Below are 14,196 nucleotides of genomic sequence, written 5' to 3'. Positions count from 1 at the left end.
TTCTTTTCCCGCGCAAACGCCGACATAATGTGCCGACCCCGCGCACGATCCGCGGGCCAACCCCTCCCATGGGCACGCATGAGACTGACCACAAAAGGCCTGCTTCTGATCGCGATCCCGGCCGTTTTCGAACTCGCGCTGCTCACCGGTGTCGTGAAGGCCCAGACCGATGCGATGATGGCGGAGCGCTGGACGATGCATAGCGAGGAGGTGTTGCGCCAGACCACGGAGATTCTCGATCCGGTGCTGGCCGAATCGGTCGCGCTGCGGGGCGCGGTGCTCGCCAACGACGCGCATTTCACCACCCCGATCGCGGTATGGATGGACGTCGACCGGCGCATCGACGAGCTCGCCGAACTCGTCGCGGACGATCCGGCGCAGGTCGAGCGCGTGGTCGAGGTGCGCCAGGCGGTGCAGGCGTACCGCCAGTGGTCCGACCGGATCCAGGACATGCTGCACGCCGGGCGGACCGGCGAGATTCTCGCGCGCTTCCACGCTCTCGCCCAGGCCGACGTGCTCGATCATTTCCGTGTGGAGGTGACCGCGTTCCAGGCCGAGGAGCGCCGTCTCGATAGCTCGCGCTCGAATGCCGTCGCCGCCGTGCGCGAACGGGAACAGACGCTGATCGTCGCGGCCGCGTTGGGCTCGCTGGTGTTCGTCGCGCTCGCCGTCTGGATGTTCACGCGCGGCGTGCGCGGCCGGCTCGCGCTGCTGTCCGACAACGCGGGCCGGCTCGCCGGCAACGAGCCGCTCGCGCCGCTCGGCGCGGGTAGCGATGAAATCGCGCGGCTCGATCTGACCTTGCACGAGACGAGCCGCCGACTGCTCGAAGCCGAGCGCATCGAAGCTCGCTTTCACGCGGACCTCGAGCGGCGCGCCGCCGAGCTCGCGCGCAGCAACGAGACGCTGCGCCAGCAGACCCAGGAAAACGAAATGTTCATCTACAGCGTGTCGCACGACCTGCGCGCGCCGCTCGTGAACCTGCAGGGATTTTCCAGGGAGCTGATTCGCGCAAGCGACGAGTTGCGCGACGCGGTGCGCGGTTCGTCGCTCGCGATCAGCACGCGCGAGCGGATCGAGCGCATCGTCGACGAGGACATCGGCGAGGCGCTGCATTATCTGCAGACCGCGGTGCTGCGCGCGTCGCACATCATCGACGCGCTGCTGCGGCTCTCGCGGGTCGGGCGGGTCGAGTACCGGCGCCAGAATGTCGATGTGCGCGACATCGTGCAACCTGTCGTCGATGCGATGCAGGGCTCGATCCGTGCGCGGCGCGCGCGCGTGACGGTCGGCGAACTGCCCGCGGTATGGGGCGATCCGACCGCGCTCGAACAGATCTTCGCAAACCTGATTGGCAACGCGGTCAACTATCTGGACCCGGCGCGCGAGGGCAGCGTCGAAATCGGCACGACGCCTGCGCCGCCGGGCGTGCATTCGCTGCGGATCTTCTACGTGCGCGACAACGGCCTCGGTATCCCGGCGATCGCGCTGCCGCGCCTGTTCACCGCGTTCCAGCGGCTGCACGGCAATGCCGCGGCCGGCGAGGGCATCGGCCTCGCGCTCGTGCGGCGGATGGTCGAGCGACATGGCGGCCGCGTGTGGGCGGAATCGAAGGAGGGGGTAGGCACGACGTTCTATCTGTCGCTGCCAGAGGCGGGTGCCGCGGGCGCGAAACCGGCCGCGGCTGGCGCGGCTGCGCTCGCCGCGGCGGGTCCGGCTCCGGCGGCGCGCGGTGCGCGTCAGAGTGTGCCGGGCGCTGCGGGACCAGGCTTGGGCGCAGGCAGCGGGTCGTCCGCACGTTCGGTCCACGCGGTGCGAGGAATCAGCTCGCGGTAGGGGGCGCTCGATCGTGCGGCGCGGATGGCGCTCGCCCGCGCGTCAACCGGCGAAAATCCGCCGCGGCTTCAGCAGTCTTCTGCCGCGCACCGACCAGTAGCAACCGCATGCCAGCAGCACGGCGATGCCGGCGAACGTTTCGGCCGGTGTTGGCTGAATGCCGGCAAGACCCTCGACGGCAAACAGGCCGTGCGTGACACCCAGCAGCGCCGCCCACAGTGCACACGCAGCCTGCATCAGCAAACGGGTCCCTTTCATATGCCGAGCGCGGGTGTCGTGCGACCAGGTGGGCAGCCGGCGCGCGCAGAAAAAAACGATCGCCATCAGCATGATGACGAGGGTGACGATCCAGTCGATCAGTTTCATCGAAACAGCACTCCCCAAAAGCAGCCGCGACACTATACGGAGGTGTTTCGCCTGCAACTGTCGGAAGATTCTGAATTGTGGGGCGCTGTTGAGCGATGTTGAGGCGAGCGCCGCTGCAAGTCGACGCTCGTTGCTGCACGTGGTCTCGGGACTCGGTGCGCGATCCGCGTGCCGACTGTCGCGTGAATGCCCAGCGGTCTCAACTCGGCATGCAACGCTTCCGTGATGCCTTCGACGGCGAACTTCGTCGACGAATACACGCCAAAGCCCGCCGCGGCACGATAGCCGCCAATCGATGAAACATTGATCACGTGGCCCGAGCGGTTCGCGCGCATGGTCGGCAATACAGCGAGCGTGGGCTTCGCAATACTGCCGCGGCAAGAAGCGCGCGCCGAAGACGATCGTTGAGGGAAGGGCCGCCTTTTGAATCGCGCGGACGTCAGCTCCATCGGGTTCGACAGAACCGCGACCAACTCGCTGGGGCGATCCGAAGCGGGCGCGCCGCGCAACGGCGGTATCATGGGCACGTCTTCGCATGTGCGAGCCGCCCGACGCGGCTCCTTCCAGATCATGATTTCATCTGTTTCCTCATCGTTATTGCACCGCGCGGCGGTCGTGGTCCTCGTGTTCGGCGCGCTGGCCGCGTGCCAGAAGAACGACGCGTCGGCCGGCCAGGTCGCGGGCAAGCTGAACGACGCCGCGCAGCTTGCCGGTCAGAAGCTCGATCAGGCCGCGAGCTACGTCGGCCAACAGGTCGATGCGACCAAGGACGCCGCGCAACAGAACCTCGACTCGGCCTCCGCGCCGTCGCTCAAGATCGACCCCGCCGCGCTCGCGTCGAGCGCGCAGGCCAACCTGCAGAACGCGGCGAGCGCGGCCAACGCGCAGCTCGGCAAGGCCGCGTCGATCACGGGCCAGGGCCTCGAAACGGCGGGGCGCAAGCTGCAGGCGTGGTCGGCGCAGAATGCGGGCGCGTCGGCTTCGTCGACTGCATCGACCGATTCCGCCGACGCGCAGAAGCAGATGGATAAATGACTCGCGCCGTTCGATCCGGTTTCGCCGTTTGACATTAGCGTTATATGTAATTATGATGGTTACACATTATCGTTTCGGGACGGATCTGCCGTGAACACGAGTAGCCGGTTTGCCTTTGCCGTGCATGTGCTCGCGCTGTTGTCGCTACAGGGCGGCGTGCCGTTGTCGTCGGAGATGATCGCGGGCAGCGTGAACACCAATCCCGCGCTCATTCGCCGGCTTCTGACCATGCTCTCCGACGCCGGCCTCACCACCTCGCAGATGGGCGCCGGTGGCGGCGCGTTGCTTGCGCGGCGGCCGGAACGGATCACGTTGCTCGAGGTCTATCGCGCGGTGGAAGACGCGCAGTTGTTCGCGTTGCATCGCGAGGAGCCAAATCCAGCGTGCATGGTGGGGCGCAATATCCAGAGCGTGTTGAGCGGGATCATCGACGAAGCGCAGCAGGCAATGGAAGCGACGCTGGGCGCGCGCACGCTCGCCGACGCGACCGCCGACGTGGTCCGCTCGGAGAAGCAGCGCGAGCGCAAGCGCCGTGCTTGAGCGTGCCTTCGCGCGCAAGACGCGTCGGCGGTGAACGATAGAAGCACAGTGTCGTAGGGCGCGGGTCGAACTAGTCCGGCACGCGTGCCAAACAAAGGAACGGGGGTGAGCGCCCCGCTTTTTTTCTCGTTATATGTAACTATAAAAGTTACATATAAGACAACCTGAGGAGTACGCTGATATGAGCAAGCAACTGAAGATCGCCCTGTTTGGCGCGACTGGCATGATCGGTTCGCGGATTGCCGCGGAAGCCGCGCGTCGCGGGCATCAGGTGACGGCGCTGGTGCGCGATCCGGCGCGCGTGCCGGCCGGCGTCGCGAATCTGCATGCGGCGCAGGCCGATCTGCTCGACGCCGCGAGCGTCGGCGCGGCGGTGCGCGGTCAGGACGTGGTCGCAAGCGCGTATGCGCCGCCGCAGGGCGATCTCGCCACCCTGACGCAAGCGACACGCGCGCTGGTCGAGGGGGTGCGCGCGGCGGGGCTGAAGCGCGTCGTCGTGGTAGGCGGCGCGGGCTCGCTCGCAGTCGCGCCGGGCAAACAACTGGTCGATACCGACGGCTTTCCGGACGCGTACAAGGGTATTGCACTCGCGCACCGCGACGCCTTCGAGTACTACCGCGGCGTGACCGATCTCGACTGGACGTTCTTCGCGCCGGCCGCGCTGATCGCGCCGGGCGAGCGCACCGGCAAGTTCCGCACGGGCGCGAACACGCTGATTGCGGACGCGGACGGCAACAGCCGCATTTCGGCCGAAGACTACGCGATCGCGTTCGTCGACGAACTGGAGCAGGGCCGCTTCATCCGCCAGATCGCGACGGTCGCGTACTGACGAGCGGCGGTTCGAATTCGCCGGCCGCGCAAGCGTACTAACATTCGGTTAAGCGACTATCAATAAAATCAAGTACTTAGCGCTGTGTGGTAAGTCCGTAGGAGCATACCACATGCTCCCTTCACCGGCGTATTCAGCTTTCGTCGGAGACCCCCAATAGCTCCCGCTGGTCAATCGCTCCGGGCCTCGCGGAGCTTTCCCTTTGCTTTGTACCGACGCACTCGAACCTAGCGTAGATACGGTCTCTCTGGGTAAGGCTTTGCGCAGGGATCTGCGATTAAGCGTTAGGCCAAGCAGACGGGGCGCGCTCAAACTCTTCCCAGTAGCCCGTTTGTCGGATAGTACTTTGGAGAATGTCGAGGCGGTCACCCTCAGGCCAAGACCTAAGGCACTCCTCGATATACCTGTCCACTAGCTCTCGGATAACGTCACTGGCGGTCCGATCCTCCTGCGCGGCAATTTGCTTTAGCACTTTGATCTGTGCCTTGAGCATGCGTACCTGTACGGGCTGAGTGTCCCGCTCCGTCTTGACCCCGTTCCGAATAGCCGAGGACGGCAAAGGCTTCGCGGGCAGCATACTCACGTCTGGTTCGTTCCTAGACGGCTCCGAGCTTTCCGCAGCGAGCCGTTCAATTTCCTTGGATTGTCCCGCCCGGTTGATAGTTTTGCGCATAGTTCCTCCTTTGTTGGTAGTGTAGCACGTAAGCTACGGAGCAACAAAAACTTCAAAAAGTGCTTGTTGGTAGTGTAGCTTGCTGTCATACTCCGTTTCGCGTTGGTAGTGAAGCTTGCTACCAACTCATCCGGTAACGAGTTCCGGTGGCATGCAAAACGACATGGTTACGGCCTACCAGGCAGGCGTGTAAGACCCGGCAACGGGCGAAAACTGCATAAAGAGTCGGGAGCGCTGGAGACAATCAATCCGGGAAGGTGGGCCGGTTGAAAACGAAGGCGCAGCGAGCGAGGCGGTATCTCCCCAATACCAACGACGCAAGCCCGATCCAAGATCGCATTAGCTACGGACAAAAGTGCGTACCTGACCGATTTCGAGACGGTGAATGAACTTCGGTTCGTCAAAGGGATTCGGGCGAGTCTCTTTGCTTAACCGAACAACGGCGGACGCGGAATGAGCAAAACAATTTTTATCGAAGTACCGGGGTTTGATGCACACGCGGCGCACCGGTTGGTAACCGCTACCTTGACTCACTATGGTTTCCAGCTAGTGCCAACGCGAGACGCTTACACGAAACAGAGTAGGGGAGTTGCGCGTATGCGGGTTGTAGCGCGTCACTGTACAAACGATACCGAGGCGGCGGGGCGCGAGGCTGTATGCGCTTTGCCGGTCGGTACGCGTATGCGGATAGATCGCCGTACCCCGTCCGTCTTGTAACGCGGAGTCGTCTACCAATTTCCGATTTTCTAAAATTACATAGGAGTACACAGTGGCACGTAATGGAGCGATGCCGGAAGCACCTTATACGAACGACAAGGTACGTGTGCTTAGTACCAAGGCCCCGCCTGAGCTTGTTAGGCAGGTGCGCGAGCTAGCAGTAGCCAAGGACTGCACGGCTAGCGTGATAGTTAAGGCAGCTATCGAGCAGTACATTAGGGAAAACCACTGAGAAGTTGTGCGTAAGCGGGCCGCCTTTGCGACTTACGGCCTAGCTGGTAGATAACAAAGCCGCAAACTCTAAGCAGTTTCATTAGTAACTCTAATCATAAGGAATTGATGGAAAAATCGTTTTCACAGATTGTCGTTAAGGCAATCTCAGAGGAGCAACGAGAAATTGAGGGTATTGCTAGTACGCCCGCCGTGGACCGCGTAAATGACATTGTTGACCCAATGGGCCTTACGTTCCAGAAGGAGGCGCCGTTGTTGCTCGGGCACGACCACGCGCAGCCGGTGGGGACCGTGACGTTTGGAACCCCCACGGCTAAGGGTCTCCCGTTTCGCGCTCGTATCGCCAAGGTGGACGAGGACGGCGAAGTAAAGACTAGAACCGATACCGCTTGGCACAGCGTCAAGAGCGGCATTATCAAGGGCGTAAGTATTGGATTCCGGCCCGTCAAGTCACAAGCGTTATCCAACGGCGGAACGCTGTACAGCAAAGCGGCCGTACATGAGCTAAGCCTAGTCGCTGTCCCGGCAAACCCGGATGCCCGTATTACCGCTTTCAAATCTCTCAATCTCTCGAACGGAAACACCATGAATCAAATCGCTATCAATCAAATCCGTAAGGCCCTCGCTATGTCGCCTATGGATGCTGCCGTTAAGTCTGCTGTCGCTCCGGCCACTACCGCTAACAATCCTAATCTAGTTTATCCGTCGCAACAGAGCGGCGTAACGATGCTGCAACCGGTTGTTACCCGCAGCGTGATTGCTCAGCTAATTGACCTTGGCGCGCCTCAATTGCCTCCTAACGTCCGTGCATTGACCCAAGCGGCTAACCTGGTTGCGCCGGAAGTGCCTGAGGGTGCGCGCGCCCCGGCGATTGCGCCCAGTACGGCGGTTGTCTTGGAGACGTCCCGGAAAGTAGGGTTGGTCATCGTGGCCAACGCGGAGTTGGTGGCGATTGGCTCGGATGAGGTTATGTCCTATCTAAACACTAACCTTGAGAACGCTGCCAATAACGGCGTTGACCAAATCGTTACGAGCGAATTGCTCACGCTGGCCGGTACTCCCAAGACCACGATTAAGGACGCTATCGAGGCATTCACGGGCGACATTCGCACCGCTTGCTGGTTGGGTAACCCAGAGTACTTGGCTACGCTCCGTAGCGCCCAAGAGAACGAGGTAGGGCCGAACGGTGGTCGCTATTACCAACTCCCGGTTTTGCCCGTGCTCGCCATGCCGGTTGGTACGCTGTTGCTCGTTGACGCTAAACGCATGGCCGTATTCGATGGCCCTAAGTTCATCGACCGCAGCACGGAGGCCGATCTGACGATGGATACCGACCCCGAACACGCGGAGGGCGCACAGGTGTACCGGCTGTTCCAGGAAAACGGCGTTGGCCTCAAGGTCTCGAAATATTTCGACTATAGCGCGATGACGAACCCCGTCGCCGCCTCTATCTAACTCACCCATTGAACCCAAGGCCGCTATATGCGGCCATTCTCCTGAGGACTACATATGTTTGAAAAACTTGCATCTAAGCTCACTAAACCCAAGACCCCGGAGTCCCTTGACGACTTGATGGCAAAGGGAGCGCGTCTCCAATTCAACTTTCCCGTAAAAGACGCTCAGGGGCGCGTAATGTCGGCGGAGGAAGTCAAGGAGATGCACCGCGCGTCCGCCCGCGCACAAATTCAAGGTCATGAGCGGACCATTGAAAAGGCCGCCGGTTTGCGCAGTCTTGAGGATATTGCGCCAGACTACAAGGCAGGGGGCGACAAGACGGCGGCGGCGCGCAAGCATTGGGAATTAATGAAGCGCCGCTATTTTGGTGGTATGGCTGAAATGCCCGATGTTGAGCAAGCGCAGCACGCTTTTAACGTAGCTGTCGAGGCGGGCCGTGACGTTGGCCTGGAATATGCAAAAGTTAAGGCCGCTGATGCGGCGCGGGCGGAGATTGAGCGTATTTGTAAGGAATTCAACGTATGAAAATGGAATTCGATTACTCGGGCATCCTTGCCGGTAAAGACGAGCAGGGGCTTGCCGATCTTATCGAGGGCGCTGACCGCGATAACGTAACTGCACGCCTAGTAATTGCACGTAACGATATGATTAAGGCGATGGCTCAGCATAAGCTTATCGGGTTGCAATTGCAGCAGGCAGAACGTGAATGAGCGCGCCGTCGCACGCTACACGCCGCTCTCGTTCGTTCGAACGCAGCGAAGCTATGAGTCGGCACGAGCAGGCGTCAATTAGGAAATACATGCGACGCGACTTAAGAGAGAAGTTGCGAGAATTGAAGGAGCGTCCTCGTTGAGCGCAGGTCTCCAGATTTTCAACGCGTCCGGGGTTTTACTCCTGGACTCGTCCGACCGCGTGGGGAGGATTAAAGGCCGTGTCCAAGTGCTCGGTCACGCGGGGAGCGTTGCTTGTGATATGTCGGACGGAATCCCGTTTTGGTCATTCCAACCGGATTTTATGTTTGCGCACATATCCAACCAAACACCCCCGCCTATTATCACCATTGACTCTAACGGAATCTATTGGACCTACAGTAGCACTTCTGGCCTGAATTACCCCAATCCTATTACGGGTTGGTTGTTCTTCGGGGTGTACTGAGGAGGATTGAAATTAGCGATAAAAAGAGTAGCCGCCTAGCGCGGCTCATAAGGTGGAGCGAATCGAACACGAATCCGGAGGCACGAAGATACGTACGTCGCGCCCTGCAAGGGGAATTCCGGAGCCTATATGCACTGATTAATCGGTTGTCAAACGAGGAGAGTGCCCGATTCATTCTGGAAATGTACCGCGTAAGGGCTCCGCGTGTTCCGTTTCGGTACTTGCTGCGCGACTTCTGGATTAGGCAACACGGTACGTTGATCGGGGCGGCAACTGCACTGCCTGCCGTTATCGGCATGTTCCGTTACGCGGCGTTTCCAGTGCCCGCAAACCTTGGTCCTACCGTTAGGGCATACCGGGGAACGCGCGGTATCTCAGCATGGGAGAGCGCAGCAACCGGCATGAGTTGGAGCCTCAATAGAGACATCGCGTGTTATCACGCAGTCCCTGACATGGACGACGACTGGCGGGAGCCTGTAGTAATAGAGGCTGAGATACCGAGGGACCAAATCTTAATGTACGAACCGGGCACGCTCCTTAACGAGATTGTTGTTGTTCCCATCGCGACTAACCCACGCATCGAGTACGGGCTATCTTTGCCCGATGAGGACTGGCTGGACAGCCGTAAGCGCTTTCTGTCCGCTCGAAGCGAGTCCCGAATACTGATGCAGCTAGACACACAAAACCTTAGCCCCGTAGACCGAGAGCATAGGCGTACTACTCTTGAGCGCCTGCTCGGACTGAGTTTAAAGGAGATAAATTAATGGCAAGCAAAAACGTACACCTAGCCGCAATTCTGGCTCAGCGATTGTCTTGGACCCAAGCGGACCGATTACAGGCAGATAGACTAGCAACCGTGCGGAGCCAGATTGATAAGCTCGATAGAGCATTAGTCCGCGAGGGTTTCACGGTAAAGACCGCAGCCGGTACGGATAAGACTAACCCCAAGGTATCGGCCAAGGATAAATTTACGAGGGAGGAGGGGCAACTTACTAGGCGTTTGCAGCTTGGCGCACAACGGGTAACTGATAACGGACGTAGCTATCAGGTCGCAGCCTCCCCGGTTGAAATGCGGGCTCAGCTTTGGGAGGAACATGGCGACACTTGCCGCACTAACCTTATCCCCGGCCTGTGGCGCTACTTGGTCCGTGAGAACAAATGCGAGATTGACGAGGACCAACAGTACACAACGGATAACCCAATGGAGTTACCCGTAGTCCCTCAGAGCTAGGGCCATAAATTTACAGACCAATTTTGGCTGGAATCCTTGCCTAGCTTGGGTTTCAAGCCGATTTTGGCCTTAAAAAGTTGTTAACTTGGGCTTATGATTTAAATACGGTGAACCTGTCGGCGCTGCGGGCTTTGACCTCTGCAATTTGGCATACCCCCCATAGCCCTACGCGGTCCATCTGTCAACCCGCTAGACCCCACACGGACACAATTTAGGAAAACGAATGATTGATCATAGATATGAATGCGTTAGACACAAGTGGCCCGAACCGGGCTACGCAGGTATGGAGTGGCGTTGTCCTGGGTGTGCTGTAAGTAACTCGGTCAAACGCAACGGCAAGCCATTAACGACCAAGCAGAAGCAACGCTTAGCAGCAACGAATGCACCACGTATCGATGACCTTAGCGGCCACGCCTGGGGAAAGATACGGGATCGAATCAAGCAGCGAGACCAATATACATGCCAAGCATGTAAGCGGGTGGACCTACGTGGGGTAGTAGACCACGTTAAGCCATTAGAGCAAGGCGGGTCTAATGATGACGATAATTTGCAATACCTATGTAATCCATGCCATGTGGATAAGACCAATAGAGACAGAGGATTCAAGGTAAGAACAGGTATGGACCATGATGGTTATCCAACTAATCCTAGTCATCATTGGAACCGGTAGACCACATGAGATTAACCGGATGGAAGATACGTTGTGATAGTCCTTTACTTGGATCACAGGTATTCAGTAGCAGGAAAGCGGCTAAGACTACTGCGGATTGGTTCTATGAGGTTAGACCATATACGAGGATGACAGATAGACCGTATCGTTTGACCAAGACACACTGTACGATTCCTTGAACCAATACAGTAGACGCAGACCAGGTCAGCGAGCGAAAGCGAGCAAAGACCGGGTATGCTCCGGGTATGATTTGGATAAGGATAGGCAAGTAAGGGCTAGGGCAAGATTTGAGAGTATTTCATTAGGTGATGCAGTAGCTAAGTATTGTGCCGGTTATAGCAATGCTACTAATAGCCATTCAAGTTACATCGCTAGGGATAAGATAGAAATCGTTGAGAACGTAATCCTAACTGATAGAGAGATAGCGATTCGTTCAAAGATTGATAACTACGATTCCGATACTAATTCTGACCTTGTGTACTCTAATCCTATCCTATATCAAATTCTCAGGAGATACGTAGTCTCAGGGATGACGAGCGAGCTAGCGAAAGCTAAGCGAGCAAGGCATATAGGTAATGTGATTAATCATGTTGAGCTTATGTCTAACGATCCTCGGTACGTCCTTGTAGTTGTTGATGCTGATCTTATAGATAGTATTCCATACTAACTCGGTCTGCTAACGCATCCCGCCATGCGACCAATCCGGCCCGCTGGCGCGAGCCTCTTGGCCTTATGGTTACCGTGGTCTACCGGGAGTTATCCCTTGATTATCTACAGTCTGCTACGGGAGCCCTAAGGGGACCAACGTGCGACAAGGGTTTGCGGGCGGTTCGGCTTCGTTGCTTAAAAAATGGTCAAGCTCTGGCGCGGGTTTGCGGGCGGTCGAATGCTTACAGTTTCATTCGTTGTATATTTTTTAGCCACGGAGATTTATGGGGATTCCTACTATCGAGCAAGCGGTGCGGTTTCGGCTTGGGTTGTACTTGAAGGAGCTTTACGGGCAGGCCCCACAGGGCGTCTATGACATGGTTGTAAAGGCCGTAGAGCGTCCCGTTATAGAAATGATGGTCGAGCATGCCGGAGGCAATCAGGCGCTTGCAGCGGAGTATTTGGGCATTAATAGGATAACGCTACGCAAGAAACTGGCAGCCTGACCGCCTTAGAATCGTACGCCGTTGTAGCTATCGTGTATCACCAAAAGGCTACGCATGCGCTCCCGAATCTCCGCGTTTCCTGCAACCGCTTCGGCCCACCTATCTACCGCGTTTGCTACGTCCAACGAAAAGATATCGACCTGAAGTTGCAAGGTGTTATCGGCTCGGTTGCAGTGGACCTTGTTCCCGTTCGGTGGTGGCGTAATGAAGTGGAACCGGTCTAGTGCCTCGCGTGCGCGCTGATGTTCGATATTTCCTGCGCCTTCATGCAGGTAGCTGCATCGAAGCGCATAGCAGTCGTTACCATTGAGGAATATCTGTCGTACTCTCGTCGGGCCTACATGGTATGTGTAGGTGGGTTCTAGCCACGTAGCAAACCATGCTGTGTATCTGGCCTGCGAACCGCCGTTGAGGTTTTCTAACTTCCCACACACGTCCGGGAGGGTTAGGGCTAATGTCAAGGCCCCGTACCAATTCTGGTTTTGCACAGAATCTCTTATGGCATTGGTAAACCGTTGCATTCTTCCTCCAATTACTGGACGGTGTAATTGCAATCGTTGAGCGAGAGGCCGGTTATTGTTGTGTCGGGAAACCGGTAAACCCCGCAGCGGCAGCCCATCCCGTTTTCGCCCTGGCGGATGCGGATGCAGTCTTTCGGGTCCGCCATCTACATAATAACGCATGAGCCCGCGCTAATCGCCACTATGATGCCGTCAACCTTTGCACAAATATATTGACAGGATTCCTGAGATATAGACTGGTGCCTTGTATGGCGCTACTCTGTGCTTTCTGTCGCGGAGTCAATCAAAATGGACCCACGGGTACTACGGCTGGTCGATAAGGCAATTGAGCAGGCTAGGCGGAAACGCATACGCTCCGAGAGCGGCTACGTTCCGCCCGCTACTGGCTATGCATATGCCCGTTTCGTTGGTTACTATGAAATGGGCAAGCATGAGGAGGAGTTTGAGGGTAGGAGACGCATTACGGACAAGGTTAATCTTGTCTTTGAGCTTTCCGGCCCGAACCACCAACCGCGCGTTATCGAGGACGGAACGGTTATCCCGCACCGCGTTACTGTCCAGGAGGCGCTATCCGGTGAACATTGGTCAAATTTCGACAAGCTCTTTACGATGATGAACGAGGCTCACGGCGGGTTTGCCGTTCACATGGCGGAATTACTAGGCAGACCGTTCATCGTTGAGGTATTCCACCGCAAGAGCAAAGACAAGGTCTACGCAAACCTTAAGGGGCCACTCGGCTACAACGTGCAAGCAACAGGCGCTGTCAAGGTGGACGAGGCGGCCACAGAGATTAAGGCGTTCATTTGGGACGTAGCGGATAAGGCTATGTGGGACGATATTTATATCCCTGGCTACTACGAGGAGGAGGTTAAGGACGAGGATGGCAACGTCGTTACGCCCAAGCGGTCAAAGAACGTCATACAAGAGCGCATTATGTCGGCTGTCAACTGGCCGGAGCTAAGCGCTAGGCTTGGGATATAAGGGCGCTCCTTGGTTATCCAGCGGGCCGCTATAGACGGCTAGTTCACGACACGCGAGGCTAACCAAGCCAACAATTCGCTAACAACGTGTAACGAAAAGTCGTGCTACTCTTGTGCTGTTAAATCCCGGCCCTTTCCGGGGCCGGGGGTTGACTAGCAGTTAGCGAATGCTATCGAGGAACATCAACAGATAGACAATCGCGATCAGAAGGTACAACGGCGCATGGTCGTTCATGCGTACACCTTTGTTGATTAATTGCTAATTGAGGGACCCACCTGTTAGTCCGGGAAGATTAGCCAGGTCGGGTCCCTCGCCGTTTGCGGCATAAACCTTCAATTGCACGCCGCAGCACCAATCATACAGCGTTGTCTAGATGGTCCTGAGCAAGTGAAGAAAACCGGGACCGCGCCCCTTCACTTTTCATCCATCATTTGATTGGTGAGGTTCGTTAGGATTCTCTCTTTGGGCTTATTTGTAGAATCTTTTACTCATCAGGGGCGCGCACGTAGGAGACGAAACACCTGGTCGATGATCTCGCCGCATCCCCGACTACACCGGCGAGATCATAAAGTGCTGTCTTCATTACCACCTCGTCGATGATGATTGCGAACCTCGAACAAATGGGGCCTGTGTCTCGTCATCAATACCGATAGCACGGACCCAAAACGCGCACCCCGACTCGGGCAACGCCTGTACTTGCGTCCCGCGCCGTAGGCAAACCGCCTGGCCCGCGTCCGTATCGCCTCCCCAATGCTCACAACGGCGGCAATGGTGCGCCTCGCCGTCTATCTGGAATAAACCC

Annotated in this window: 11 protein-coding genes and 1 pseudogene; 10 read left to right on the top strand and 2 right to left on the bottom strand. The window is 57.6% G+C overall.

Annotated elements, in window-relative coordinates:
* The first annotated feature begins 78 nt into the window (after positions 1 to 78).
* Positions 79 to 1,836, top strand: coding sequence for a sensor histidine kinase (locus OKW38_RS12175; RefSeq protein ID WP_429361668.1), 1,758 nt, complete (start codon positions 79 to 81; stop codon positions 1,834 to 1,836).
* Between the two features lie 42 nt (positions 1,837 to 1,878).
* Here OKW38_RS12175 and OKW38_RS12170 read toward each other — a convergent pair whose 3' ends face one another.
* Together OKW38_RS12170 and OKW38_RS12165 are read right to left on the bottom strand one after the other, a co-directional pair.
* A complete protein-coding gene (locus OKW38_RS12170; protein WP_187610416.1) occupies positions 1,879 to 2,202 on the bottom strand; it encodes a hypothetical protein in 324 nt (107 codons plus the stop codon).
* A gap of 173 nt (positions 2,203 to 2,375) precedes the next feature.
* Positions 2,376 to 2,558 (bottom strand): annotated as a pseudogene (locus OKW38_RS12165) (SDR family NAD(P)-dependent oxidoreductase); the annotation flags it as partial.
* A gap of 214 nt (positions 2,559 to 2,772) precedes the next feature.
* On the opposite strand from OKW38_RS12165, the gene OKW38_RS12160 reads away from it, so the two are divergent.
* The 9 genes from OKW38_RS12160 (at position 2,773) to OKW38_RS12120 (ending at position 13,394) form a co-directional block, all read left to right on the top strand.
* Positions 2,773 to 3,237 carry a hypothetical protein gene (locus tag OKW38_RS12160; protein WP_167368673.1) on the top strand — a complete coding sequence of 155 codons (465 nt, stop codon included), beginning with the start codon at positions 2,773 to 2,775 and terminating at the stop codon, positions 3,235 to 3,237.
* Positions 3,238 to 3,327: 90 nt separating this feature from the next.
* Positions 3,328 to 3,777, top strand: coding sequence for an Rrf2 family transcriptional regulator (locus tag OKW38_RS12155; protein ID WP_429361666.1), 450 nt, complete (start codon positions 3,328 to 3,330; stop codon positions 3,775 to 3,777).
* 181 nt (positions 3,778 to 3,958) lie between these two features.
* A complete protein-coding gene (locus OKW38_RS12150; protein WP_429361664.1) occupies positions 3,959 to 4,606 on the top strand; it encodes an NAD(P)-dependent oxidoreductase in 648 nt (215 codons plus the stop codon).
* A 1,729-nt stretch (positions 4,607 to 6,335) separates the two neighbouring features.
* Positions 6,336 to 7,682, top strand: a complete 1,347-nt coding sequence (locus OKW38_RS12145) for an HK97 family phage prohead protease (protein ID WP_429361662.1) — start codon at positions 6,336 to 6,338, stop codon at positions 7,680 to 7,682.
* A 54-nt stretch (positions 7,683 to 7,736) separates the two neighbouring features.
* Entirely contained in the window at positions 7,737 to 8,207 is a 471-nt protein-coding gene (locus OKW38_RS12140) for a hypothetical protein (protein ID WP_429361660.1), read from the top strand.
* Positions 8,204 to 8,392, top strand: a complete 189-nt coding sequence (locus OKW38_RS12135) for a hypothetical protein (protein WP_429361658.1) — start codon at positions 8,204 to 8,206, stop codon at positions 8,390 to 8,392. The genes OKW38_RS12140 and OKW38_RS12135 overlap by 4 nt, the downstream gene beginning before the upstream one ends.
* A gap of 1,899 nt (positions 8,393 to 10,291) precedes the next feature.
* Complete coding sequence (locus OKW38_RS12130; protein ID WP_429361656.1) at positions 10,292 to 10,738, top strand: HNH endonuclease; 447 nt, start codon at positions 10,292 to 10,294, stop codon at positions 10,736 to 10,738.
* 932 nt (positions 10,739 to 11,670) lie between these two features.
* Complete coding sequence (locus tag OKW38_RS12125) at positions 11,671 to 11,892, top strand: helix-turn-helix domain-containing protein (RefSeq protein ID WP_429361654.1); 222 nt, start codon at positions 11,671 to 11,673, stop codon at positions 11,890 to 11,892.
* A gap of 809 nt (positions 11,893 to 12,701) precedes the next feature.
* Complete coding sequence (locus OKW38_RS12120) at positions 12,702 to 13,394, top strand: hypothetical protein (RefSeq protein ID WP_429361652.1); 693 nt, start codon at positions 12,702 to 12,704, stop codon at positions 13,392 to 13,394.
* Positions 13,395 to 14,196: the final 802 nt, after the last annotated feature.

This window comes from Paraburkholderia sp. MM5496-R1, from assembly GCF_050436205.1.
Lineage (GTDB): Bacteria > Pseudomonadota > Gammaproteobacteria > Burkholderiales > Burkholderiaceae > Paraburkholderia > Paraburkholderia tuberum.
This window is presented reverse-complemented; position numbering and strand designations above follow the sequence as displayed.